This is a genomic window from Ralstonia flaminis (assembly GCF_958415495.1).
GTDB lineage: Bacteria > Pseudomonadota > Gammaproteobacteria > Burkholderiales > Burkholderiaceae > Ralstonia > Ralstonia flaminis.
The window spans coordinates 137,460-164,013 of sequence record NZ_CATZLL010000017.1 but is presented as its reverse complement, the minus strand read 5'-3'; the positions used below and the strand labels follow the sequence as shown (position 1 = coordinate 164,013).

Genomic DNA, 26,554 nt, shown 5'->3' with positions numbered 1-26,554 from the left:
TGGCCGATGGTGCGGTGTCGACCATCAGCAAGGAAGCGATCAATGGTTCGCAACTGCGTACCGTGTCTGACAGCGTGGCTTCGGTCATCGGCTCGGGCTCGACAGTCAACCCCGATGGTTCGATCTCGGCCCCGAGCTTTACCGTGGGTGATGGCCACGGCGGCACGACCACCGTCGGCACCGTGGGCGGTGCGGTGGCGAACCTCAATGACCGCGTGACGACCAACGAAGGCGACATCACCAACATCCGCAACGACATGAACAGCGGGTCGATCGGGCTGGTGCAGCAAGCGGGCGCAGGCGCTGAACTGACGGTGGGCAAGAACACCGATGGCACCGTCGTGAACTTTGCTGGCACGGCGGGCGACCGCAGGCTGACTGGCGTTGCCAACGGCACGGCCGACAACGATGCGGCCTCGATCGCACAGCTCAGGGCCATGGGCCTGTTCGACCCGAACGATGGCCGTGCGCTGGCTGCGGTGGTGTATGACGGCATCGACCTGAAGAACGTGACGTTGGGCGGCACAGGCGGTACGTACCTGAACAACGTTGCACCGGGTCTGATCGCTGCGGGCAGCATGCAGGCAGTCAACGGTAGCCAGTTGTTCGACCTGGACCAGAAGCTCGAAGGCTATTACTCCAGCCTGGACGGCCGCGTGGGTGCCATCGAAGCCGGTGGCGCTGATGGCGGCTCCGGCGGCGGCGGTAAGGGCCCCGGTGACTCCAGCGGCTCGGGCACGGGCAGCACGCAGCTGGGCGCGGGCGCAGATGCGTCGGGCAGCAACAGCTCGGCCATCGGCAACGGTTCAACTGCTTCGGGTAGCAACAGCAGCGCCGTTGGTCAGGGTTCGAGCGCTTCGGGTTCGGGCGGCACGGCTATCGGCCAAGGTTCGAGCGCTTCGGGTTCGAGCGGCACGGCTATCGGCCAGGGTTCGTCTGCAACGCACAACAACTCGGTGGCATTGGGTGCAGGCTCGACCACGGATCGCGACAACTCGGTGTCGGTGGGTTCGGCCGGTGCTGAGCGTCAGATCACCAACGTTGCGGCCGGTACGGCCCCGACCGATGCGGTGAACGTGCGCCAGATGAACAACGCCGTGTACAGCGCACGCCAGGATGCAATGGGTGGTGTGGCTGCCGCGATGGCGGTGGCAGGCTTGCCGCAGTCGTCCATGCCGGGCCGCACGTTCATGGCCATCTCGGGCAGCACGTACGGCAGTGAGTACGGCACGGCCATCGGTGCGTCTTACATGACCAAGGACGGCAAGTGGGTTGTCAAGGGTGCGGTGAACACCAGCAGCCGCGGTGAAGTTGGCGCGGTGGTGGGTGGTGGCTTCTACTGGTAAGCCGCACAACCAGCTCTAGAACGCACAGAAACCGCGCTGGCCTCCGGGCTTGTTCATGTTCCGCCTCCAGAGGGGAGGCCGGCGCGGCGGGTGGACGTTCACATGAGGGAAGGGCTCCGGGCAACCGGGGCCCTTTTTTTGTGCACCACGTTTGACATGGTTTTCAGACGCTTCCGCTAGGCACGCCCTGCCCCACGCCATAGAGTCGAGGCTCCCTCCTCAAGGCCCGTCCCTTCGCACGCGCTGCGGCGATCCGACAATTGGCGATCTGCCTCATGAATCCTGTCCTGATACGTGTTGCGGTGGCGGATGACCATTCGGCCATTCTCTTCGGCGTCAAACATGAATTTGCAGCCAGCATGGCGATTTCGGTCGATGGCCTGGCGCGCGATTCGACGGGTCTGATCGACCTGCTCGACCGCACCCCCATCGACGTGCTGGTGTGTGACTACGCCATGCCCGGTGGCCGCTATGGCGACGGTATGGCGCTGCTCACGTTGATCCGGCAGCGCTATCCGCATGTGCGCATCGTGGTGCTGACGATGCTTGAAAACCCCGCGATCCTGCAGTCGCTCATGGCGGAGGTGCGCTGCATCGTGAGCAAGTCTGACTTGATGAGCCACTTGTCGCTGGCAGTGCATGCGGCGTTTGTCAACGGCCGCTATGCCTCGCCCGCCATCGAGAAGCTCTTGCGCACCATCAAGCCGCCCCGGCGCGGCACGTGCGATGCGGCAACGCTGTCGGGGCGCGAGCTGGAAGTGGTGCGGCTGTTTGTGTCGGGGCTGACAGTCACCGAGATTGCCGCACAGCTGCATCGCAGCAAGAAGACGGTCAGCACGCAGAAGAACACGGCCATGCGCAAGCTCAATATCGCGCGCGATGTGGATCTGGTGCGTTATGGCATGGAGACGGGGATCATTCCGGCGGTATCGCGCGGCTCAGTCGACGGGCCTTTGGGCGATTCGTAACGGCGCGTCGCATGCATCAAGCGGGCGGGGAAGCGAGGGAAGCGGGCCGCGCGGCGCTGCCGCCCTCGCCCGCCAACGTTTGAGCCACCCCCACCCAGCCGTGCTTATACGCTGCGCATTGTGAGTACGTCTTGTGTCAGCGCGGCGAGCTTTTCCAGCGCGGGCTGGAGGGCGATCAGGTCGTCACCGCGCTGGGCCTGCTGCTCCATCTCTGCGCAGGCATCGGAAACCGCCGGTTCGTGAATCATCGCGTACGTGCCTTTCATCGCGTGCAGGTCACGCAGCACGGCGTTGCGATCGTCGGCCGAAAGCGCCACGCGCAGGGCGGTGAGTTGCTCCTGCGTTGACCGGGTGAGCGCGGTAAGGACGGCGTCCGGCAAGCGCCCTTCACCAATGCCGGCACGCGGTGCTGTCTTGGGCGCCTGAGCCGCGACCGCCCTGGTGCGCAGCATGCGGCGCAGCGTGGCGTCAAGCGTGTTGAGCAGCACCGGTTTGACGAGCACAGCATCGATACCCTCTCGCATGCAGCGGCGGTGCTCTTCCACTTCAGCATGGGCGGTCAGGGCGATGATCGGTATCTTCGCGCCCTGCGCACGCAGACAACGCGCCAGCCCATAGCCGTCCATGCCGGGCATGTTGAGGTCGGTCACCACGATGTCATAGGGCTGCTCGACAAAACGGCGCAATGCATGGCCACCGCTATCGGCCATGTCAACGCGGTAGCCGAGCGCTTCCATTTGCATGCGGATCAGTTCACGGTTGGCAGCCTGGTCGTCAACGGCCAATACCCGTACGTTGGCCGGCAGGCTGTCGGTGCTTGCCGCGGGCGCTGCATCGTTGCCGGCTTCGGCACCGGCGTCAGCAGCGGTGGCGGCAGTGGCGGTAGTGGCAAACGGCAGGGTGACGGCAAACCGGCTGCCCACTCCGGGCGTGCTTTCCAGCGCAATGGTGCCGCCCATCGCATCCACCAACCGGCGGCACAGCGCAAGCCCGAGGCCGCTGCCACCAAACCGGCGCGTGATGGTGGAATCCGCTTGCACGAAGGGCTCGAACAGGCGCGCTTGCTGCTCGGCGTTGATGCCGATGCCGCTGTCGATCACGCCAATGGTGATACCGGTCTTGCCTGCGGCTTTGTCATTGGCGCGCAGCTCGATCCGCACCGCGCCCTTGTCAGTGAACTTGATGGCGTTGCTGAGCAGGTTGGAGGCAATCTGGCGCACGCGCGTCGGGTCGCCCAAGTACGCGGGCGTGACGCTGTCGTCAATCACGCAGTCGAACTGCAGGCCCTTTTCCTGCGCAATGGGCGCGAAGATGGCCGCAACCTCGCGCACCACTGCCACCGGGTCAAACGGGATGGATTCAATCGACAACTGCCCGGCTTCGATCTTCGAGAAATCCAGCACGTCGTTGATGATGCCCAGCAGCGCGTTCGACGACGCGGCGACGGTCTGCAGCCGGTCGCTCACGGCGGGCTGCAATGGCATGCGGCCAACCAGTTCCAGGTTGCCGAGAATCGCGTTGAGCGGCGTGCGGATTTCGTGGCTCATCGTTGCCAGGAAAACGGACTTGGCGCGGTTGGCGTTGTCCGCCGCCTGCTTGGCCTCTCGCAATGCCAGCTCGGTGCGCTTCTTGTCGGTGACGTCGGTAAAGGCGGTCACCAGCACGTTGGTGTTGCGATAGCGCGCGGGCGCCAGGCTGACGGCCAGGTCGACGTGGCCACCATCTGTTGTGGTGAAGGCCAGGTCGTCGTCTCGCACCACGCCCGCGCCGCCACGCTGGGCATAGCGCTGTGCAATCTCCGCGGACAGGGAGGGTGCGTGGGCGATGGTCTTGCTGGCCACCTCGTCCATGACGGGGCTGCTCAGCATGGGCTCGCCGGTACGGGCGTCGATCACACCCAGGCCGATCGGCGCCAACTCAACCAACATCCGGTTCAGGCGCTCGGTTTCGACCACGCTCTCGGAGCGTTCAAGCATCGGCACGAACACACGGCGGTTGAACCACCACAGCAGGCCCCACAGCGCGGCGATCAACCCCGCCGTGAGCAGGGTCGTGGCGCGGATCTGCGGCCAGATGCCGGCCAACACATCCTGCAGGGTAATGGCATACACGATCCGGCCTCCCGCCAGCCCAGGCGGTGAGCTGATCGTGAAGATGCCGTTGCTTGCGCGCTGCAAGGTCATCGCTTTCGCGGCAGCGGTCTCGCGCACGGCGGCCAGTACATCCGGGCGTGGATCGTCGCCGTTGCTGGTCGTGATGGGGGTTCCGTTGCGGCTGAGCACCACGAACGTGCCGTGGAATCGCTGCGTCGAAAGCCGGCCCAGCACGGCAGATGTCGGGATCTCGCACACAAACACGGCAAAGGGCTTGCCACGATCATCCAACCCATAGATCGACATGCGGGTCGACATTACCCCTGTCAGCGGGTTGCGATACGGCGTGAGCCAGCGCACGGTGTGCAGGCCGGTGCCGGGGTCGTGCAAGGTGGCGGGCGCGATCGGCCCATCGGCGTCTTGCGTCAGCGCCCCAAAGAGTGCCTGGCGGTTTGCCGTTGCCGTGTCGAGCCTTGCCTGATCCGGCCAGGGAAACGGCGACACCGCAATGAAGTCGTTCGACGGCGTATAGAAGTAGGTGCTGAGCCGGTAGCCCTGAATGCTGGCGGTGGCGGCCAGTGTGCGCGACACGCCGTTTGTCATGGCGATCAGTCGGTCAAGCTCGGGCACAGGCGTTTGCGGCGTGATACTGGCGAACAAAACAGCATGCAGCCCACCGCTGTGTTGCTGCACCAACTGCCCCCCGCCGGCACGAAAACGTGCAGCTTCATCGGTTGAGGTGGTTGCACGTTGGTTCCACACCAGCTCTGCCAGGTAGACCGTGCTGCGCACAATGGCCTCTGCCTTCATGACCTCACTGGCCATGCGCTCGCCCTCGACCTGCAAGTTGCGACGTTCGCCGTCAATGTGTGCACGAATGATGGACGCCACCGCAATGCCGAACGTGAGCAGCGCCATGACAGTGAGGACGATGCCGCCGCCAAACAGCGCAGAACGCCGAAAGCGGCGCATGGCCGAGAGCACGGTGGACGATTGGGCGTTAGGCATGGCGTGGCGACCCTTTAGCGGCGCGAGATATTGCGCGCTATCTTACGTGAGCCTAAAGCAAGCAACCCGCTGCGCAGATGCCAGCGAGTTGCGCCTGTGTAGCGCCACGACGCGCCACACCATGATCGGAAGCACAAGGCGCACCCAAAAAGACAAGCGCCGGCGTTGAAGGCCAACGCCGGCGCATCCGAACCGCTGAAACGAAGGGGCGACACAAATCGCCCGCACGCGTGCTTCCCTAGCCGCCCTTCCTAGTTGTACTGGATCGCAAATGTGATATTGGATTCGACGGAGCCACTTGAAGCGCGCTCTCCAACCTGCCAATAACCCGCCCGCAGGGGGAGCGTTATCTGATCGCCTGTGACGGTGGCTGTCCGTTGGTTGTTGGTGCCATCGGCACCGATCGTTCTGCCATCGCTCGATTGCAGCTCGATGGCCACGCCGGGTGCATTACCAAGGTTGTGGTAGCGCAATCTATCGGTGGCGTCGGGCGTTCCTGAAAAGGTGAACGTTGCGCTGACCATCCGGACGGCGCAGTTGGTTAGAGAAAGGCTGAAGGTCTTGAGCCCGGCCACCTGCCCCTGCCTGAGTTGGGAAACGTTGATCGGATCCAAGAGGACAGCGTGGTCGGGACCATCGATGCCCCATTGGCACGTTCCCGCAGTCAAACTCCCGGTCACACTCACGGCGGACTGCGCCAAGGCGGCCGAAGACGCGCCGCCGCACAGCGCCAACACCGCCAATCGGAGCCACAACGTACGGATCGACGAATAGCTTTGTCGCATGGTTAGCCCTGCATTTCAGTGCGCGGTGACGGCGTCGACCGCATGGAAGAGAAACGTGCCTTTGTCAGCATCGCGCCATGGGGCTGCGGTGCCTGACTGAAGGCCTTGGAAAGATTCACTGGCTGCACCACGGGAGCAGCAGGCTCGCAAACCGCATCAAAGCGCTCAAACCCGCTCGCTGCCGGCTTGTCTGGCAGTGTCACGTTGATTCGACAGCTGTTTTCCGCCCCTTCGCCCCAACGCACCGTCAGTGCCCCCGAAGCCAGCAAGCCTGTGGCGATCACGCGACTGGCCTGCCCGACCACGCCAACGTTCGTACCTTGATCGTCCACCACTTCCGCACCGAAAGGCAGCGGCTGCCCGTCTGGCTTCTGGCTGTCGATAATCACGGCACGTCCGGCCTTGGTCTCATACGTCAGCTTGACCACCGAGCCCGCGCGCGGCGCGACGCTCACCGTGGTTGACTTCAATTCCGCACCAGCGGCCATCCCCTTGGGGTCAAGCGTGATCGTATTGAGCTCGTACGGATTCAGGTTCGAGACAACGGCGTAGCCTTTACGGTCGACAACGGCGCCCTGGCCGTTTTGCACACGCGCCCCGGCAGCATCGGGGGCATACACCAAACCAATGGTGTCACCCAGCGTCGGGGCGAACGTCACGCCACCACCGTGGACAACGAGACCACCCGACGCACCAACGCCAACCTGGCGATACCCGTTGCCTTGGCTGTAGTTGGCCCCGACCTGGCCGTAGGCGCCGTTGTATCGGGTATTGGCGCTCAATGCCGAGCTGCCGTCGTTGCGGCCCGCGGTCAAACCGTAGCCGATGCGCTGGTCTTCACCGGCGTTGCCAGACAGGCTGACCTGGCTGCTGTTGCCGTCTCGATGCGACTGGTTGTAGGTGCCCGAGAGTGTTGGCGAAGTCGGCTTGGAGCCGAGCGGGATGCTCACGGTAAAGAAGAGCCGCGTATCCCAGCGGGAATCGATCGTTGGCGAGGGCGAGTCAATCGCACCGGGAATCTGGTTGAAATCGCCCCAACGCCCCACGTTGGCAATCGACTCACGCGTACGTTGCGCGGTAATGCTGTAGGTCAGGTTACGCCACCGGTTTGAATATCCAATGGTGTAGTCCAACTGACTGCCGCCACCCGCCCAGTAGTTGCGCATGGAGGCCGACACGTTGAGCGAGCCCGCCTTATCGCCCAGAGACTGGGCGAGGTTCAAGTCGACACGGCTGCGCTGACGCAGCACGGTATCCGTCGGCAAGCCACGTGCCGCTGCGTCACGAACGGCAACCATATCGCTCAACCCCACGAATCCGCTGGTGGAATAGCGATAGGCCGCGACTGCCAGGTTCGTGCCGGTATTGACAATGTTCTTGTTGTAACCCACGCGCACCGAGACGCCATCGGACGAAGGCTGCCCCGACACCGACTGATGCGCCTGCGTGACGTCCAGCGAGAACGCACCAACATCGGTGTTCACGGCACTACCCGCGAGCACCGAACGATAACCCGAGGCCAACGTGACACCACCGTAGGCCGTCAGGATGTTCGAGAGGCCGCGCTGGTACGTACCCTGCAGAATATTGGGCGCGTCCTGCAGGTTCAACCCGTTGACTTTACCGACGGTGGCGCTCCACCGGTCGATGCCCGGACGGAGCAACTGGGTCACCGTTGAGAACGGGACGACGAAGCGCTTGACGCGCCCATCGGCCTCGATCACTTCTACATGAAAATCACCGCCGTACCCGGTGGGGTACAGGTCGTCAATCACGAACGGCCCCGGGGCCGCATTGGTCTCGTAGATCAGGTACCCATTCTGGCGAACCACCACGCGCGCGTTGGTCTCGGCAACGCCGCGCACAACCGGGGCAAAGCCACGCTGCGACTGCGGCAGCATGCGATCTTCCGTCGCCAGCCGCACGCCACGCACGCGCACGCTGTCAAACAGTTCTCCGGAGGTAAACAGGTCACCAGCCGTGAGCTGCTCTCGCCATGCCGGCAGGTCGTGTTGAAGGTAAGTCGCGGCGGATTGGTAGCCGGACCCACCTTGAGACGATACATTCAGCGCGCCCTGGTGATAGACATGCCAAGACCCTTTGTGCAGGGCGGCATTGAGCCCCAGGTACCCGCTGGAATAGTTGGTGCCGCCATTGTTCGTGTAGGCGTTTGCGTTGTAGCTGACGGTTGCGGCCGTCGTGCCGGCATCCCATTGCGATGGGTCGACATAGCCGCGGGCATTGCGTTGCTCGTAGATCTGGGGAACCGTGAGCGTCAACTCCTGGCTGCCCATATCGAAGCTCACGGTCGCATCGGGAATATAGCGACTCAGGGGGGCGCAAAAACGCCCTTCCGGCAGCCGCTCGGCCTTACCTTCTGCCGCCGCCATTGCGACTTTCCAGACGTCTACGCCGTAACGCGACAGCGATTGCGCGTCGAGGCACAGCTGCGTTTCCTGCGATCCGGGCTCCGTTGCAAACGTCACGTCTTCACGGGCGCGCCATTGCTGATTCAGGACCACGTCGGCACGATAGGTACCGGGCGTGATGTAGCCGCTCTTCTCGAAGCGAGAGATGTCGACCTGGCTGGTTGTCCCCTTTGGAAAGAAGTCAGGGTCGAACGTCACGGTGCCCGAGGCTGCGGGAGCCGCGTCGGTCTCTGTTGGCTCGGCATAGGCCTTCGGTGCCAGTGCCGCAGCGATCATCGCAGACAGCACGTAGCCACGCGGCAGGCCCAACGCTCGCGCATGTTTTGTCATGGCGTCACGAGACAACATTCTTACCTTCTCCAGATAAAAAGCAGCAGGCGGCCTTACCGCCTCATCAGAGGCGGCTTGAGCCATAAAACTTTGGGGGAAATGTTGGGGGAATTGCCGGCGTTTGTTGCTGCCCGACACGCGGAAACAGCTACCGGCGTAACCGCCTCGTCAGAAGCGGCCCCCTCGATGACTACCGAGAAACGATCAGCGTGTGAGCGGTGCTTGCTTCTGGACCAGCGAGCCGTAGTCAGTAATGACCGTGAAATCGGCCTTGATTTCGCCGGATGGGGTATGCGTTACGCCCTTGAGCGGAAGCACCGTGCTCTGCCCAGGCGCCACCATGCCGCCGTCGCCCTCCATGGTTTTACCGTCGGCATCAATGCCAACCCGCGCAAAGTTGACATGGTATGGCGTGGGATTGGTCACCTGCAGCGCCAGTTCTTTACCTGCCTCAGCGGGCATCAGCTTCCAGCTGAGCTTGTCTGCAGCCTGGTCAACGTCACCTGCCAGCTTGACAGGGCGGAAAAACAGCTTGATACGCGTACGGAATGCAAACTGTAGCCTGTTGCGTCCGTCCTTGTTATCTGCCTTGGGCGGAACTTCCAATACGTTCACCCAAAACAGCGATTCCTTATCTGTCGGCAGTGGTTCTCCGGTGTACACCAGGCGCACAGCCTGCCCTTTTCCTCCGTCCATGCGGAAGATGGGCGGTGTCACCGTAAATGGAACCTTGGCCGAATCAGGTGTTGATTTTTCGTCGCCGTCATCCAGCCAAACCTGAACCAGTGCGGGGATCTTGGCCTCGTTGCTCAGTTTGACCGTGACTTCTTTTTCATCGGCAGGGTAGACGATGCGCGTACCACCAATGACAACGGTAGCGTCAGCGCGCGCCGCGAACAACCCAGCCACAACCGCCACACTGGCTACAACATTACGCAACACATTGTTCATCTTTGGCACCTCGATTCGTTGATAACAGCACCGGTGTTGCATGCAACACCGGTACCTTTACAGCGGCGACTTAGTTGTAAGTCACGCCGTATTGCACGCTGGTGTCAACCAGACCAGGCGTTGCTGCGCCCGTGGCGTAGTACTGAGCGCCCAGCTTGATTTCGGACGTGTTGTTGGCGATTGCCGGGCTATCGACAACAGTCGCCGGGCTGGCCAGATTGAGCACACCAGCAGCGGTGCCGTTCGTCATCTGGATGTTGGTGTTGGTAGCCTGATCCGCCAGTGCGTTGGTCAGCGTGCCGGTAGCGGCGTCGATACGCGGGCTGGCAACGTTGAACGACAGCTTGGCAACCTTGCCGTTGACGCACGAGCCTTGGCCCGGGCCGCCGATGATCAGGGTGAATGGCTTGTGGTTGGCGTGGTCGCCAGGGTTTTGCAGGGCGGTTGCAGCAACCGGATCCAGCGCCACGCCAACGTTACCCGTGCCACCGTCGGTGCCAGGACCGCCGGTGATCGTGCAGGTTGCGTCGGTCACGGAACCGGTGACACGGATCGTGCCGCCGTTGGCAGCTTGAGCTTGAGCGTTACCCATCACCAGAACGCCTGCGGCCAGTGCGATGGCGGAAGCAAACTTGATGCTCTTCATGAGAATGATTTCCTACTTATAAATAAACATGTTTACTCATCAACGCGATGAGACCTGTGTTCACAGCCCCACGACAAACTGTGTGATAGGCAGCGATCAACAGACACAAGCTTATTGATGACAGCCCTCATAGCGAATGAGATTTGTCTGATATCTGGACGCTGTCAGCACACTGCCTGACGTGTTGGCGCATGTTAGGAACGACGGGGGTAACAGGCCATCGGAATCGGCCTAATTTGCATTGAGAACTGTGTGCCTTCCTGCAACCTGGTGGTCGCGCGAGGACGACGCTGGCCCTTACCGTGCAGCGGCCGCGTCCTGCCCCATGGCGTAGGTACGCACAAGCTCAACCACGGAACGCGTCTGCAGCTTGTCGAACACATTGGCACGATAGGTCTCCACGGTGCGTGGCGACAGGCCGCCAAGATGACGGGCAATCTCCTTGTTGCTCAGGCCATTCACGATGCCGTTGAATACCTCTCTCTCGCGCATGCTCAATGTCGCAATGCGCTCGGCCCGTACCTGCTGGGCGTCGTGGCTATCGCTTTGCCGGCGTCGCGTGCGGATCGCCTGCTGGACCACGCCGATCAATTCGTCGTCATCAACAGGCTTGCGCAAAAAATCGAGCGCGCCGCCTTTGAATGCGCGGCGGCAAGAATCGATGTTGCCGTGGCCGCTCATGACGACGATCGGCAAGTCGTAGCGGCCGCTCACTTGATCCAGCAGATCGAGACCGCTCATGCCCGGCATGCGAATGTCGAACAGCGCGCAGCCGAGCACGCTATCGCCCGCATCCGCCAGGAAGGCGTTGGCATCAGGGTAGCAACGGGTCTGCAGGCCGACCGTGCGCAGCAGCAGTGCAAGGCCTTCACGCACGGCCGCGTCGTCGTCAACGATGGCGACGACGGATGTCTCGATCTGCGTGTTGGGGGTGGCTTTCATGGGGACGCATCTGCGAGTGGAAGTGTCAGTACCGCCTCGGCACCGCCGGATGGCAAGTTCTGCAGGGTCAGGGCGCCGTCCAGGCGCTGCGCAAGCGTGTCGCACAGCGGCAGGCCAAGGCCCAGCCCGCCGGAGCGGGTCGTGAAGAAGGGTTCGAACAGGCGCGGTGCCACATCCGCGGGCACACCCGGGCCGTTGTCGACAACGCTGAAGCGGTAACGCTGCCCGACAGCGCCGCCACTGACGCGAATCTCGCCGCGCGTGCCATTGCGCACCGTGGCCGCAAGGGCATCGCGCGCATTGCGGATCAGGTTGTACAGAATCTGCTCCACGGCGACCTGCTCGCCGAGTGGTTGCGCGCGCGGTGCGGTGTTGTTCCACACGAGGTGGATGTTGTCGCGCGCCAGTTCATCGCGAAACAGGAACAGCAGCGTGCCCATCAACGCATCGGTGTCGATGGCGCTGCGTTTTCCCGCCTGCGTGGATGCGACGCCAGCGCGCAGCCGATCCAGAATGGCTGCCGCCCGCTTGGCCTGCGCGACACTGGTCTGCAGCGCCCGGCGCACGCTGTCCCGCTCGGCCGGCATGTCGAGCATGCGTTCGGCAGCGCGGGTGTGCGTGATGATAGCAGTCAACGGTTGGTTGAGTTCGTGCGCGAGGCCAGCGGCCATCTCGCCAAACGTATCCAGTCGGCCAAAGCGATCAATACGGGCCCGCGCGTGCTCGCGTCGATGGACTTCCCGCAGCCGCCACATGCCCGCTGCGCCCAGCGCGATCAGCACCGCAACGGCATTCCAGAGCGCGATTGGGAGCCACGGCAGATCGGCAAGCGTCAGGGTGCGTGTGGTATCCAGCACGAAGGCCTGCGGTTGCGTGGGGAGGTGCTTTTCGAGGTGGAGCGTCCAGCCCGGCTGTGCCTCTGAACGGGCACGTTGCAACAACCTGAATGTGTGATCTCGCAAACGCAGCGCGGCGGACGACACCGAATCCGGCCAGTCACCCGCGTCAAGCATCTGCGACGGCTCGACACGCACCGCCCAGCCACGCTCAGCGACGACCCAGTACGCCTGCAAACCATCAAATTCCAGCGCGAACTTCCCATTGCTGGCATGGGCGGGCGCGGCCGTCGGCATGACGCCGCCCACCCCTTTCCATCCTGCACCGGGGGTCCAATGGGCGATGGCCGTGACTTGTGGCATGCGCTCGCGCAGGCTGTCCAACATGTTTCTCGGAGGTGCCGAAAGCGGTGTCGCCCCCAGCGTCGCCAGGATCGCCTCGTGTTGCGCGGCCCGCTGGCCGAGTTGCCGGATGGCGATGCTGGAGTCCTGGAAAAAGCGGTTGTGTGCCTCTGAAGCGGCGCGCGAGATGATCAGCGCCATGCCCGCCAGGCTCAATGCAAGCCAGGCCAGTAACAGGATGGCGCGGGCGGGAATTTTCATGGGTGGGATGGGAGTTAGCTGGTGTTGCTCGCCGTCTTGGCCACGGTGCCCCCCCAGGATTCAGCCCTCTGGCCGCAAGGTGCGCGCCGCGCAACGCACGCGGGTTCATCCTTCGTATCACGACGAGGATGGCAATCGGACGGTGGCCGTCATTCGCCTGGCAAGGCGGACAAACCGCACGGCGTCTTCACATGCAGAAGCATCGAAACGGAGCATCAGGTTGCGCCCGCGACCGTGGCCGGCCCCGCGTCACAGTTCGACACGCGTGCGAATGTACCGACCGGCTGTGGCTGGGCGAATCGGAAAGGTCTGATTCCGCATGGTTGCGGCGAGCCGGGTGCCGGCTAGCGTGCGCGGTAGTGCTCGCTCATGTAGTCGACAAAGGCCCGCACCTTGGGGGCCACATGACGCGTGTGTGGATAGAGTGCGTAGTAGAAGCGCTTGCCGAGCGTGCAGCCCGGCAGAACATGGACCAAGTGCCCACGCGCCAGCGCCGGTCGTACGGTATTCCACGTAAAAGCGGCAATGCCGACGCCCGCCAGCGTGGCCGAATAGGCGGCGGTAATGGCATCGGTCATGAGGCGCCCTTCCAGCGGGAGGTGGACTGCCTCGCCCCGCGCGGGTTCGATCACCCACTCGGTGGCTGTCTGCGAGCCGGAAAAGGCGATCAGCTCGTGCTGTGCGAGTGCGTGCGGCGTGGCCGGCAACCCATGCCGGGCCAGATAGACCGGTGAGGCGACCAACACGATATCGGATTCGACCAGGGTTCTCGCGACGAGGCTGCTGTCGCCCAAGGGTTGGCTGATCCGCAGCGCAAGGTCAAAGCCGTCGGCAACGAGGTCGACCATCTCGTCGCTGCACGACAAATCGAGGCGGATGTCGGGGTAACGCGTCTGGAAGGCCGGCAGCCAATCGTCAAGCTCCAGGGTGCCGATGGCCAGCGGCACGCTCACGCGCAATGTGCCGGCCACACGCTGGTGCTCATGTGCCATGGCCTGCGTGGCGGCCTCCACACGCGCGAGGATGTCGATGCAGGCTTCGTAGTAGCGCTGCCCCGCGGCGGTCAGCGAAAAGCGCCGCGTTGTACGGTTGAGCAATTGCACGCCCAGCGCAGCTTCAAGATTCTTCAGTTGCCGTGAGACGGAGGAATGCGTGCTGTCGAGGCGCTCCGCTGCGGCGGAAAACCCTTGTGCCTCGACGATGGCGCAAAACACGCGCATTGCAAGCAACTGGTCCATAGGCGCGAATGCAGCAGGCGGGCCTGCGCCCGCTTTGTGCATCAAGAAAGTGGATTAGCGCAGCGGCAGACGCTCGATCTCCGCCGTCTTCATGACATAGCCGAACGTGTCTTCGACTTCGGCCAGTGCAGCGCGGTGGAGGTCATCCTTGTTGATCTTGTCGCCATTCGCACGGGTGATATCGCGCGTGGCGGAGGCGTCGGATGCTACCACGACGTTGTAGCCGAGCGGCGCTGCGTCACGCGCGGCACCGGCCACGCAAGCGTGGGTCATCAGGCCGGCAATCACAACGGTCTTGATGCCGCGAGCCTTCAGCTGCTTGTCGATATCGGAGCTGGCAAACACGCTCACGGTGTCCTTCTTGACCAGGATGTCGTTCGCGCGCGGCTCCATGCCGGGCTGGAACTTCACGGTGTCGCCGTCCGCGGCAAACACGGCAGAGCCGGCGGGGGTGACGTGCTGCACCTGGAACACCGGCATCTTGTTCTGGTCGGCAAAGGCAATCAGCTTCTTGGCATTTTCAGCGGCCTTGGCCCCGTCCGGAATCGGCATCTTGCCAGTGGAATATTCCTTCTGGAAGTCGATCACGATCAGCGCGGTCGTCTTCGGGTCCAGATGATCCAGCGTGCCGACGCCCGCCATGGCGCGGATGGTCGGATGCGGGTTGGGTTGCGCGGCAGAAGCGTTGGCAACCACGGCAGCCGTGAGCGACATGCCGGTGGCGAGCGTTTTGATGAAATGGAAGAGGCGGAAGTTCATGGCGGCTCCTGAGGAGAAAGTCAGGAGCGCAGTCTGTCAGCGTGCGTCGCTCAGGACCAGACCACCTGGGCGACAGGATTTGTGCGCGGTCTGCACAAGTCGCCGCCCGCACCGGCATGGTTGGAACACGTGGGCGCCGCTTGCCAAACGGTCCTACGGCAGCGCCTGCCCAAGTCAAGACCTTTCACTCGGCCGGCGCGGGCGCCATTATGTTGAGAATTCTGACTCCGCTCTACCCCACTTCCGGTGCCGCCACCGTTCCTATACCTCTGATACGCCTTCTGGTATCCACATAAGCCACCCCTCAGACAAGCACAGCGGACCGGCATATGCCTTGCATACCCGGCACCCGCTTCAACCATCACAACCCAACACCCGGGGAGACTGCGCGACATGCGGCGCATGGGAATCACGTTTTCGGCACGGCTGCGATCGCCGCGCCTGCTGCACACCTTGTTGGGCACCGCCCTTCTGCAACCGCTGGCCGTGATGGCGGGCGGCACACAGCAGAACGACCTGGCGCTGGATGCCACCGTCGTACATGCACCACAAAGCGGCACGCGCACCGATGTCGACACGGCCAATACAGGTTACGTGTCGCGCGCGCAGCTGGAGAGCCGCCCGCTGCTGCGCCCCGGCGAGCTGCTGGAAACGGTGCCCGGCCTGATCGTCACGCAGCACAGCGGCGATGGCAAAGCCAACCAGTACTTCCTGCGCGGCTTCAACCTGGACCACGGCACGGATCTGTCGACCACCGTGGCGGGCATGCCCGTCAACATGCGCACGCACGCGCATGGGCAGGGCTATACCGATTTGAACTTCGTCATCCCGGAGCTGCTGAACGGTATTGCGTACCGCAAGGGGCCGTACTTTGCGGAGGAAGGCGATTTCTCAGCGGCAGGTTCGGTACGCATGGACTACATCGACCGCTTTCCTGATGGGCAGCACGGCATTGCGCAGGCAGAACTTGGCGAGCACGGCTACAAGCGCGGGCTGCTGGCTGGGTCGACGGATTTGCCAACGGGCAGCCTGCTCTACGGCTTGGAATGGCTGACCGAGAACGGCCCGTGGGTGGTACCCGAAGGCGTGCACAAGCTCAACGGCGTGCTGCGCTACGCCGTACCGCTGGGCGGCGGCGAGCGCTTGCGCTTGACCGGCATGGCCTACAAGAACGCGTGGCAATCCACCGACCAGGTGCCGCAGCGCGCGATCGACCAGGGGCTGATCTCCCGCTTTGGCGCCATTGACCCGACGGACGGCGGTGCAGCATCGCGCTACAGCCTATCGGCCGATTGGTTGCGGCCGCTGGGCGATGGGTCCGTCACCGCCAACGCCTACGTCATCAAGAGCCGGCTCACGCTGTTCTCCAACTTCACCTACGCGCTGAACAACCCGGAACGCGGCGACCAGTTCATGCAGTTCGAGAACCGCACTACGGCCGGTGCCAACGCCGCACGCACATGGTTCGGCACCCTGGCCGGGCGCGATAGCGAAACCGAGATCGGTACGCAAGTCCGCTATGACCGGCTGGACCCGATCAGCCTGTCGCAGACTGAAGCACGCACGCCGTATGCGCTGGTGCGCAGCGACACCGTGAACGAAACCAGCGCAGCACTCTACGCGCGCAACAGCACGCAGTGGACTCCCTGGCTGCGCACCGTGGCCGGCCTGCGTGCCGACCAGTTCTGGTACGACGTAGGCAGCAGCAATGCCAGCAACTCCGGACGCGGTAACGATCACATCCTCAGCCCCAAGCTGAGCGTCATCCTGTCGCCCACCACGCAGACCGACGTGTTCTTCAACTGGGGACGCGGATACCACAGCAACGACGTGCGCGGCGCCACCACCACAGTCGACCCGAGCACGGGTGGCCCAGTGCAGAAGGTGAGCGTACTGGTGCCTGCAGTGGGGTATGAGGCCGGCGTGCGCACGCGCAACGTGCTGCCGGGCCTGCAGCTTTCGGCGTCGCTATGGCGGCTGGATATCGGCTCGGAGCTGGTCTTTTCGGGCGACAGCGGCACCACCGAGCCCAGCCGCCCGAGCCGGCGCACGGGCATTGAACTGGCCGCGTACTACACACCCCGGCCTGATCTCATCATCGATGCCGATGCGGCGTTCTCGCGCGCCCGGTACCGGGACCATGAAGCCGTGGGGGACTACATTCCCGAAGCCATTCAAACTACGGCATCGGCAGGCGTGTCCTGGGCGGTTGGCCGCTGGACGCTGGGAACGCGGCTGCGCTACTTCGGCCCGCGCCCGCTCATTGAAGACAACAGCGTGCGCTCGGCGTCGTCGTTCCTGGTCAACCTGAAGGCGGGTTATCGCATTCGCAAAGACGTGCGCGTGTTCGTGGAAGTGCTCAACGTGTTCAACAAGCGCGCGAACGACATCGACTACTACTATGCATCGCGCCTGAAGGGGGAGCCCTCACCCGTTGATGCCGACGGCGTACCGACCGGCATCCAGGACCATCACATCCACCCCACCGAGCCGCGCACGTTGCGCGCAGGCATCGCCTGGAGTTTCTGACGCGCGCCCTACGCCGGCCGGCCGCCCTCGTGCTGAACGCGCTTGTCTTCGTACATGGCGGCATCGGCCTCGCGCAGGGCGTCTTCCAGGCGGCCCGCCTCGTGACATGTCGCGCAGCCCATCGAGAAGCCCAGCGCCGAGCCTGAATAGAACTGGTTGTTGAGTTCGACCAGCTTGCGCAGGCTTTCCATCAACGTCAGGCCGGCATGGGTGTCCGCACCGGGCATGAGCACGGCAAACTCGTCGCCGCCGATTCGTGCGGCATATGACGGCTTGTCAACGGCCTTGCCGAGCACCTCGCCGGCGCGGCGCAGCAGTGCATCACCCGCGGCGTGGCCGAGTTGGTCGTTCACAGTCTTCAGATCGTTCAGGTCGATCATGATGACCGTCACGGGGAACGGCCCCTTGCGCTCCAGCCGGTTGACCTCGTCCACGTAGAACGAGCGATTCTTCAGCTTGGTCAGAACGTCGTGCTTGCCGAGGTATTCCAGGTAGGACTCGGCTTTCTTGCGGGCGGTGATGTCGGTCAGCGCCAGCAGCACCTTGTTCCAATCCTGCTCGCGCCCCGGAAACACGGAAAACTGCAGGTGGATGTTCAGGGGGTTGCCGTCCAACGCGTAGTTGACCACCTCGCGCTGCTGGAAGAGCTTGCCCTCCCACAGGTCGATCAACTGCTCGCGAAAGTGCGGGCGCATGTCGTCGCGAAACACTTCGGGCAAGCGACTGAGCAAATCGTTGCGGTTGCGCGCCTTGAACATCTCCAGCGTGAAGCCGTTGACGTCCAGCACCTGAATCTCCTGCATGCAGCGCTCGACAAACTCGGGGTGCACGTCGGTAAAGGTGCGGAAATCCGTGATGCCCTGCATGCGCACGTCATCCAGCAGGGTCTTGATGGTGCTGAAGTTCTCAACCCAGAGCGAAACAGGGGCGTGCTCGAACACGCCCTGCGCATAGAGCTGGCTGGCGGCGACCCGGCGGCGGGCATCTTCCAGCTCGGTGATGTCGTCTACGGCCACGAGCACGCGGTCCCACGGCTGGTCGTGGTCGGGCAGCAGCACGCCCTTGAGCAGGATATCGAGGCGACGGCCGTCCAGCGTGTAGTTGACGCTGCGGCTCTCGAACGATCGCTCGCCAGACCACATCTGCACCAGTTCACCCACGTGGGCCTCAAGCATGTCGTCGCGCAGGACGTCGGCCAAACGGGCGGTCAGGGTCGCGGCGTCCGGGGCGGCGTACATCGACAGCGTGCGCTGGTTCACACGCAGCACCTTGATACAGGCAGAACACGCCGCCACGCGCGATACGTCCTCTTCCAGAAAGCGCTGCAGGTCGGTCACCCCGGCTTCTCGCCACTTGGCGAACAAGCGATGGAGATCGCTGTAATCCTCCAGCCAGAGCGAGGTGGGAGTGACATCGAAGAAGTCGATCAGGTCGACCCCGACGGCAGCCGGGCTGCTGACGCTATCGGACGCGGATTGCATGAAACGCTCAACGAGAGAACAAGTTAACCAACGTTGCGAGCGTACAGGCTTTGCACACTGTCGCGCGCAATGCTTGCCTCATCCGGAAGAATTACCCCTGCCTCGGCTCCGGCCTCCAACCGTCGTCAGCAAATCGTCAGACTATATTCAGCGCGTTTTTATTCCGCATTATCGACGGGCGCTGCGTGTACAGTTTTTCTTTATCTAATGTTGTAATAAATCGCCTCCGAATTTTTACGAAACATTCAAGAATCGCGTGCTGCATTTCTATTTTTCAATGCGCTTTGCAAAACTCACGCGCAGCACCCGGTTTGAGCCACCGGCGCGAGTCTTTCCGGGTCAAAATCTACAAGAAACCGGGCAATTCTTTGCCGCGTGTGAATTAAAAAACTTCGTCTCGATTCAGAGAACTTTTCCTCCAGAATCCGTGCATCCCTGAGCAGGGCTGTGACGACACTGTCACGCCATGTCGTCGTTTTATGTCCTGCGACTGCGGGGTTATTCCTGTCCTGATTCGGCGGTCCTTCCCCCCCAATCTTTTCGAGCCCTGGGCTGCCGATTCGTTTCCATCTGAGGAGAAAGGCAATGCGGGATTCGACCACCACCCGTCGTACGGCCGCGACATATGCCAATGGCGCAGCAACCGGCAGCGCAGGCAACCGTCACACGCGCCGCGCGTTCAAGCTTGCCCTGGTAGCCCAGGCTACGGCGGCGATGATGATTCTGGCGGCTTGCGGCGGCGGCGGCGACGACACGCTCAGCCCGGCGGGCGGCAAGCTTGGCGCCAACGGTTCGGAGCAGCAGGGCAATGCCAATACCGGCAACACCAATGCACCGGCACCTGCCGTCGATGCATCCGTGCCGCCCGTGGAATTGCCGGACTACATCAAACCCGTCAACTACAAGCTGTGGTTCCGTCCGAGCGCAGACCTCAACAGCTTCTCGGGCCGCGCCGACGTGGAGATCAAGGTCACCAAGCAGACCGGCGCTGTCACGCTGGCCGTCCGTGACCTGAAGCTCGACGCCTCGCGCCTGACGCTTACCCCCACTTCCGGCAGCGGCGCATCGCGCGTGCTGGTGCCGATTCCGCAGTCGCAGGGCGCCTTCTACGACCTGCGTGACCCGACCGGCGACATCAAGCCCGGCAACTACGTGCTGCACATGGAGTGGACGGGCACGATCAACTTCACCAAGGCCGAGGGCATCTTCAAGCTGGGCCTGCAGGCAGCAACGGGGGAAAGTTCCGACGCCATCGTCACGCAGGGCGAATCCAACTTTGCGCGTGAATGGTTCCCGAGCTGGGATGAGCCCGCCTTCCGCAACACCTTTGAGGTGACGGCAGAAATCCCGGGCGACTGGAAGGCCGTGGCCAACGGCCGCCAGACCGGCGCGACCAAGCTGCCGGACGGCTACCAGCAGGTCTCGTTTGCCAAGACGCCTTCGATGCCGGCGTACCTGCTGTTCTTCGGCGGCGGCAAGTTCGACATCCTGGAAGACAAGTTCACCAACCCGCTCGATGGCAGCAGCATGCGCCTGCGCTGGTGGGTGCCGCCTGGCGAGGCACACTCGGCGGTGGCCGGCATGCAGTTCACGAAGGAAGCGCTGAACCACTACTACAACTACTTCCAGATCCCGCTGCCGTTCGACAAGATGGACACCATCGTCGCCAACGACAGCTACAACAACAAGAATGCCGGCTTTGGCGGCATGGAGAACTGGGGCGCCATCTTCGAATTTGCCGACCAGGTGCTGGTACCGCCCGATGGCGCACCCACGACCGTTCACTCGATGGGCAAGGCGCGCTCGTTCGTAGTGGTATCGCATGAGCTGGCGCACCAATGGTTTGGCGATCTGGTCACGCTGGACTGGTGGGATGACATCTGGCTGAACGAATCCTTCGCCAACTGGTTCGAGAACGTCACGAAGATCACCATCCATCCGGAGTTCCCGGGCAACACGTGGGCCAATTATGCGGCGGTCAAGCAGCGCGTGATCACGCTGGACCTGCAGCCGACGGCCGTGCCGGTGCAGCACAACCTGAGCGACGCCGGCTCGATGGATTTCCTCGACAGCTTTGCCTACAACAAGGGCGGCCACGTTCTGCAGATGATCGAGAACTACGTCGGCAAAGATGCCATGCGCAAGGGCTTGCAGAGCTACCTGAACAAGTACAAGTTCGGCAACGGTACGCCGCCGCGCCTGTGGGCAGAACTGGAAGCCGCCAGCGGCAAGCCGGTGGGCAAGGTGGGCGACAGCTTTGTGCGTCAGACGGGCCTGCCGCTCGTCACCATTGATGCGCAGTGCAATCCGGCCACCAACCAGAACGTGCTGACCATCACGCAAAAGGCGTTCCCGAACAAGAACGTCTACTCCGGCTACCAGTGGAATGTGCCGCTCACGCTGGCGTATGGTGACAACTTCGGCCAGACGCAGACCATCGTGCTGGATCAGCAGACTGCGCAGGTCACGCTGCCGACGTGCTCTGCCGTGCTGGCCAACCCGTCGGGCCTGGACTACTACGTGACCAACTACAGCCCGACGCTGTGGAGCAACCTGCTGGCGCAGGCCGGTGCCATTACCACCGACGCCACCAAGACCAACATCGCGGGCGATGCCACGCAGCTGTACAACGCGCAGCTCATCACCAAGGCGCAGTACGACCAGATCGTCGGCATCAAGAACTTCCAGCCTGCTGTGGCCACGCTGGCCACGCAGGCAGTGAAGCCGACCGGCTCGCTGCGTCCGCAAGCGGTGCAGCTGCAGGAGATGCAGTCGATGGATCGCCCAATCCACAAGTTCCGCTACGAGGGCGTCATGAAGCACCTGACCGACCTGAAGCGGTAAGCGCCAAGGCAAACGGGCCGTTTTCCGTGTGCTCTGGAAAGCGGCCCGCTGCAACGTTGTCTCCTGATTTTCGGCGGACACAGTCCGCCGTTTTTCATGCGCGCATCACACCATCATCACCCCGTGCGATGCAGAAACGTGGCCTGCACGACGTCGGTCATCCAGATCGCGCTCTCACCGGTCTGCCCGTGTTCGAGCACCTTGACGGCGGCATCGAACAACATGCTGGCCAGCGCATCCGACACGACCAACTCGATCCGCACGCGCGGCACGAACTCCGTCAGGTCTTCCTTGATGGAATGTGCACCGGCCTGCGAAGCCACCGGCGGGTAGCCGTTCACCTCACCCACCGTCATGCCCGGAAACCCCGGGCAACCGCGCAGCGCCTCATGCAAGCGCTCCAGCAATTGCGGGCGCACTACGATGCGGATTTCCTTCATGCCTTGCTCTCCTCATCAAACCATTTGTACAGGGTGGGCAGCATCACCAGCGTGAGCAGCGTGCAGGTCAGCAGACCGCCGATCACCACGATGGCCAGCGGCCGTTGCACTTCCGAACCCGGGCCCGTGGCAAACAGGAACGGAATCAACCCCAGCATGGCCACGGTGGCCGTCATCATCACCGGGCGGAAGCGCATGCGCGAACCCAACCGCACAGATTCCTCCACCGACATGCCCTGCTCGCGCAGGCTGCGGATCGTGCTGACCAGCACCACGCCGTTGAGCACCGCAATGCCCCATAGCGCGACAAAGCCCACCGAGGCTGGCACCGACAGATACTCCCCGGTGACGAACAACCCGATGATCCCGCCCACAGAGGCAAACGGCAGCACCAGGATGATCAGCGTGGCGTAGCGCACGGAGTTGAACAGCAGGAATAGCAGGAAGAAGATGGCTGCCACCGTAATCGGCACGATCACCTTCAGGTGGCCCATGGCACGTTCCATGTTCTGGAACTGGCCACCCCACTCCAGGTAGTAGCCCTCGGGCAGCTTCACCTTCTGCGCCACGGCACCTTGCAGCTCGGCCACGAAGCCGCCCAGATCGCGGTCACGCACGTTTACGCCCACCACCACGCGGCGCTTGCCCAGTTCGCGGCTGATCTGTGCGGGGCCGTCGGTCACCTCGATGCGGGCGATGCTCTCCATCGGCACCTGCGCGCCGTTGGGTGCCGCCACGATCAGGTTGCGGATGGCCTCCACACTGCCGCGATACGTCTCCGGCAGGCGCACCACTGCGCTGAAGCGGCGCTCGCCTTCGAAGATTTCCGTGGCCTCTTTGCCGCCGATGGCGGTTTCGATCACGTTGTGCACGTCGGCCGCGTTCAGGCCATGGCGCGCAATGGCCTGACGGTCAATGGCAATCTGCAGGTACTGCTGGCCGGTGATGCGCTCCACACGCATGTCCTGCGCGCCCTGAATGCCCTGCGCCACCTTGGCAATTGCCTCAGCCTTCTCGCGCAGCACGTTCAGATCATCGCCAAACACCTTGATGGCCACGTCCGAACGCACGCCCGTCACCATCTCGTCCACGCGGTCAGAGATGGGCTGGGCCATGACGATCTGCACGCCGGGCAGCACTTGCAACGCGCGGCGCATGGCCTCGGCAATGTCGTCCTGGTTCCAGCCATTCGGCCACTCGTCACGCGGCTTGAGCGATACGATCGGGGTCGATTCGTTCTGGCCCTGCGGGTCGGCCGGGGATTCGCCACGGCCCACGCCGGACACGGCCGACTTCACACCCGGCACCTGCATCACCAGGCGCATGGCTTCCATCTCCATGCGGATCGACTCTTCCAGCGAGATGTTCGGCGCGCGGTTGATGCCGGGCACCACCGAACCTTCCTTCATCTCGGGGATGAACGCCGTGCCCAGGAACGGCATCAGCGCGCCGGTAGCCAGGAACACCGCCACCGCCACCGCGACAGTCTTTCGACCGTTGTTCAGGCTGAACTCCAGCATGCGCAGATACGGCTTCTTCATCTTGCGGATCAGCCACGTGTCATGCGCATCGTGCTCCGCGTGCGGGTCATCGCTATGCTCGCCTTCCACGTGCTTGTGCGCCTTGGGCTTCAACAGATACGAAGACAGCACCGGCGTGAGCGTGAGCGACAGCACCAGCGAGAAGAACAGCGCAATCGCAATCGTGAAGGCCAGCGGCGCAAACATCTTGCCTTCCATGCCCTCCAGCGTCATCAACGGCAGGAACACCAGGATGATGATGCCCACGCCAAAGATCACGGGCGTCGCCACCTCCGTCACCGCATGCAGGATGATGCGTGCGCGGCTTTCATTCGGGTCACGCGGCTTCGCAAGGTGCGCAAAGGCGTTCTCCACCACCACCACCGAGCCATCCACCATCAAGCCAATGGCAATCGCCAGCCCACCCAACGACATCAGGTTGGCCGAGATACCGAGCTTGTTCATTGCGATGAACGTCAGCAGCGGCGTCAGGATCAGCGTGCCAACGACGATCAACGACGAGCGGATGTCCCCCAGGAACAGCAGCAGCACGATCACCACCAGAACCACACCTTCGGCCAGCACCTTGATGACGGTCTTGAGTGCCGAATCAACCAGGTCCGAACGCTCGTAGTACGGCACGATCTTCAGGCCGCCGGGCAGCATGCCGTTGTCGTTGATGGCCTTGACGCGATCCTGGATGCGGGCGACGACTTCCTTGGCGTTGCCGCCGCGCATCATCATCACCACGCCGCCGACGGATTCCGTCACGCCGTTCTTGACCACCGCCCCCGCACGCACTGCCGTGCCGATCTTCACCTCCGCCACATCGCGGATATTGAGCGGCGTACCGTTGACCTCCTTGAGCACGATGGCGCCAATGTCGTTGGTATCACGCACCAGACCCACACCGCGGATCAGGTACTGCTCCGCAAAGTGCGGCAGCACACCGCCGCCCGAGTTGGCGTTGTTGGCGGCTAGCGCCTCGAACACCTGCTTGACTGTCACGTTGTGGTGGCGCAGCCGCTCGGGGTTGACCAGTACCTGGTACTGCTTCTCGTAACCGCCCTGCGAGTTGATTTCCGCCACGCCCGGAATGGAGCGCAGCAGCGGACGTACCACCCAGTCCTGCGCAATGCGGCGCTGGGTGAGCTCCTCGACGGAGAGCTCCTTGTCGCCGTCATCCGGCCTGTCGAGCGTGTACTGATACACCTCGCCCAAACCCGTGGACACGGGCCCCAGCACCGGTGTCACGCCCGTCGGCATGCGCGACTGCACCTCGATCAACCGCTCCATCACGAGCTGGCGCGCGAAGTACACGTCCGTCTCGTCGGTAAAGACAAGCGTGATGAGCGACAGCCCCGGCTTGTTGAGCGAGCGCATCTCGGTGAGCGCCGGCAGACCCGTCATGGCCATTTCCACCGGCACGGTCACGAAGCGCTCGACCTCTTCCGGAGATCGGCCGGGCGCTTCCGTTGCGATCTGCACTTGCACATTGGTCACGTCTGGAAACGCGTCCAGCGACAGCTTGCGTGCGGCATCCAGCCCGAAGAACAGCAGCACGGCGGCCAGCACGGCCACCACGAGCCGCTGCTTGAGCGCGCCGCGAATCAATGCGTCGATCATGCACCCTCCATCTCGGCGCGCTTGCGCTCATTGTTCAGATGGAAGCCGCCTTCAACCACGATGGGCTGGCCGGCTTGCACGCCAGAGAGCACCGGACGCACACCGTTGGATTCATCGCCCAGCTTGACCGGCGTGAGACGGTAGTCGGAATCGCTGGCGCGCACGAACACGTAGTCGCGGTTGTCTTCGCGCACCACGGCGGAAGTCGGCACGACCACGCGCTCTTCGGGGCGCGACTGGATCAGCAGCGTTGCCAGCATCGATGGCTTGAGCGTGCGCTCGGCGTTGTCGACTTCCGTGCGCACCGTGACCGTGCGCGATTGCGGATCAACGATATCGGACACCCAGATCAGCTTGCCCACCATGCGTTCACCTGCACCGGTGTCGATCTCCACCGATTGACCGGCACGCACGCCTGCAGCAGCGTTCTCGGGCACCTCGCCCACTACCCACACGCGCGACAAGTCGGCCACGGTGAACAACTCGTCGGCAGGCTGTACCACTTGGCCGCGCGTGACCTTGCGCTCGACTACCGTGCCACTGATGCTCGCCACCACCGGGGAAATCGACGACATGCCGCCCGTGCGCATCTTCGCCAGCGTGGCGGGTGATACGCCCATGACGCGCAACTGGTCCACCGCCGCGCGCACCTCGGCGTCGGCCATCGCCAATTCGCTCTGGCGCTTCTGCAGCTCTGCGGAGCCGATCACGTCGGCGGCCAGCAGCAGCTTGGCGCGTTCCAGCGCACGCGCCTGCAAGTCACGCTGCGCAGCGGCCTTCTGATAGGCCAACTGCGCGGCCCCCAACTCGGTGCTGTGCAGTTGCGCGAGGATGTCGCCCGCCTTGACGCTTTGGCCCGGTGTGGCGACAAGCTCCGTTACACGGCCCGTCACGGTGGCACCGATGCGCGCAACGCGCTGTTCGTCAAAGGCAATCTGACCCGGCACGCGCAGGCGTTCAGAGATCGGCTGCTTGCCAACCTGCGCCACCTTCAGGCGTTGCACCAGCGTGGGTTGAGCCACCACCAAATTCGGGTCGGCGGCCTGTTGCGCCGACTTGGCGTCGCTCGCGGCATCCTTGCCGCAAGCGCCGAGCAACAGCATGGCCGCCACGGCCACACCGGCCAGCCGGATCGAAGAAGAGAGAGAAGAACGTGGGTTCATGGTCAGGCTGGATTCTT

At 63.3% G+C, this 26,554-nt stretch carries 17 protein-coding genes; 4 read left to right on the top strand and 13 right to left on the bottom strand.

What is annotated here, in order from left to right:
- Positions 1 to 1,346 (top strand): YadA family autotransporter adhesin (locus R2N11_RS22810; RefSeq protein ID WP_316682468.1); only part of this gene is annotated, 1,346 nt, incomplete at its 5' end.
- 275 nt (positions 1,347 to 1,621) lie between these two features.
- Positions 1,622 to 2,314 carry a response regulator transcription factor gene (locus R2N11_RS22805; RefSeq protein WP_316682467.1) on the top strand — a complete coding sequence of 231 codons (693 nt, stop codon included), beginning with the start codon at positions 1,622 to 1,624 and terminating at the stop codon, positions 2,312 to 2,314.
- A 104-nt stretch (positions 2,315 to 2,418) separates the two neighbouring features.
- Here R2N11_RS22805 and R2N11_RS22800 read toward each other — a convergent pair whose 3' ends face one another.
- The 9 genes from R2N11_RS22800 to R2N11_RS22760 all read right to left on the bottom strand — a co-directional run bounded on the left by R2N11_RS22800 (position 2,419) and on the right by R2N11_RS22760 (position 14,889).
- A complete protein-coding gene (locus R2N11_RS22800) occupies positions 2,419 to 5,415 on the bottom strand; it encodes a hybrid sensor histidine kinase/response regulator (protein ID WP_199030233.1) in 2,997 nt (998 codons plus the stop codon).
- 251 nt (positions 5,416 to 5,666) lie between these two features.
- Positions 5,667 to 6,200 carry a fimbrial protein gene (locus R2N11_RS22795; RefSeq protein WP_199030232.1) on the bottom strand — a complete coding sequence of 178 codons (534 nt, stop codon included), beginning with the start codon at positions 6,198 to 6,200 and terminating at the stop codon, positions 5,667 to 5,669.
- Between the two features lie 2 nt (positions 6,201 to 6,202).
- Complete coding sequence (locus R2N11_RS22790; RefSeq protein WP_199030231.1) at positions 6,203 to 8,977, bottom strand: fimbria/pilus outer membrane usher protein; 2,775 nt, start codon at positions 8,975 to 8,977, stop codon at positions 6,203 to 6,205.
- A 186-nt stretch (positions 8,978 to 9,163) separates the two neighbouring features.
- The gene (locus R2N11_RS22785; protein WP_199030230.1) at positions 9,164 to 9,910 is read right to left on the bottom strand and encodes a fimbrial biogenesis chaperone; all 747 of its coding nucleotides are present in this window, start codon (positions 9,908 to 9,910) and stop codon (positions 9,164 to 9,166) included.
- Between the two features lie 70 nt (positions 9,911 to 9,980).
- A complete protein-coding gene (locus R2N11_RS22780) occupies positions 9,981 to 10,556 on the bottom strand; it encodes a fimbrial protein (RefSeq protein WP_199030229.1) in 576 nt (191 codons plus the stop codon).
- A gap of 297 nt (positions 10,557 to 10,853) precedes the next feature.
- Positions 10,854 to 11,498, bottom strand: coding sequence for a response regulator transcription factor (locus R2N11_RS22775; RefSeq protein ID WP_316682466.1), 645 nt, complete (start codon positions 11,496 to 11,498; stop codon positions 10,854 to 10,856).
- Positions 11,495 to 12,937 (bottom strand): sensor histidine kinase, encoded by a 1,443-nt coding sequence (locus tag R2N11_RS22770; protein ID WP_316682465.1) that lies wholly within the window; start codon positions 12,935 to 12,937, stop codon positions 11,495 to 11,497. Before R2N11_RS22770 ends, R2N11_RS22775 begins: the two co-directional genes overlap by 4 nt.
- A 344-nt stretch (positions 12,938 to 13,281) precedes the next feature.
- Entirely contained in the window at positions 13,282 to 14,175 is an 894-nt protein-coding gene (locus R2N11_RS22765) for a LysR family transcriptional regulator (RefSeq protein WP_199030226.1), read from the bottom strand.
- Positions 14,176 to 14,229: 54 nt separating this feature from the next.
- Positions 14,230 to 14,889 (bottom strand): cysteine hydrolase family protein, encoded by a 660-nt coding sequence (locus R2N11_RS22760; protein ID WP_316682472.1) that lies wholly within the window; start codon positions 14,887 to 14,889, stop codon positions 14,230 to 14,232.
- A 447-nt stretch (positions 14,890 to 15,336) separates the two neighbouring features.
- Between R2N11_RS22760 and R2N11_RS22755 the strand changes: the two genes are divergently transcribed.
- Positions 15,337 to 17,463, top strand: coding sequence for a TonB-dependent receptor (locus tag R2N11_RS22755; protein WP_430715466.1), 2,127 nt, complete (start codon positions 15,337 to 15,339; stop codon positions 17,461 to 17,463).
- Positions 17,464 to 17,471: 8 nt separating this feature from the next.
- On the opposite strand, the gene R2N11_RS22750 is transcribed toward R2N11_RS22755, so the two are convergent.
- On the bottom strand, positions 17,472 to 18,944 hold the full coding sequence (locus R2N11_RS22750) for a sensor domain-containing diguanylate cyclase (protein ID WP_316682464.1): 1,473 nt from the start codon (positions 18,942 to 18,944) through the stop codon (positions 17,472 to 17,474).
- 585 nt (positions 18,945 to 19,529) lie between these two features.
- Between R2N11_RS22750 and R2N11_RS22745 the strand changes: the two genes are divergently transcribed.
- Positions 19,530 to 21,788 (top strand): M1 family metallopeptidase, encoded by a 2,259-nt coding sequence (locus R2N11_RS22745; protein WP_199030223.1) that lies wholly within the window; start codon positions 19,530 to 19,532, stop codon positions 21,786 to 21,788.
- 116 nt (positions 21,789 to 21,904) lie between these two features.
- On the opposite strand, the gene R2N11_RS22740 is transcribed toward R2N11_RS22745, so the two are convergent.
- The 3 genes from R2N11_RS22740 to R2N11_RS22730 are packed head-to-tail and all read right to left on the bottom strand — an operon-like array spanning position 21,905 to position 26,537.
- A complete protein-coding gene (locus R2N11_RS22740) occupies positions 21,905 to 22,228 on the bottom strand; it encodes a P-II family nitrogen regulator (protein ID WP_199030222.1) in 324 nt (107 codons plus the stop codon).
- On the bottom strand, positions 22,225 to 25,374 hold the full coding sequence (locus R2N11_RS22735) for an efflux RND transporter permease subunit (protein WP_316682463.1): 3,150 nt from the start codon (positions 25,372 to 25,374) through the stop codon (positions 22,225 to 22,227). The genes R2N11_RS22740 and R2N11_RS22735 overlap by 4 nt, the downstream gene beginning before the upstream one ends.
- Positions 25,371 to 26,537: an efflux RND transporter periplasmic adaptor subunit gene (locus tag R2N11_RS22730; protein ID WP_316682462.1), complete on the bottom strand. Its 1,167-nt coding sequence runs from the start codon at positions 26,535 to 26,537 to the stop codon at positions 25,371 to 25,373. The genes R2N11_RS22735 and R2N11_RS22730 overlap by 4 nt, the downstream gene beginning before the upstream one ends.
- Positions 26,538 to 26,554 lie beyond the last annotated feature (17 nt).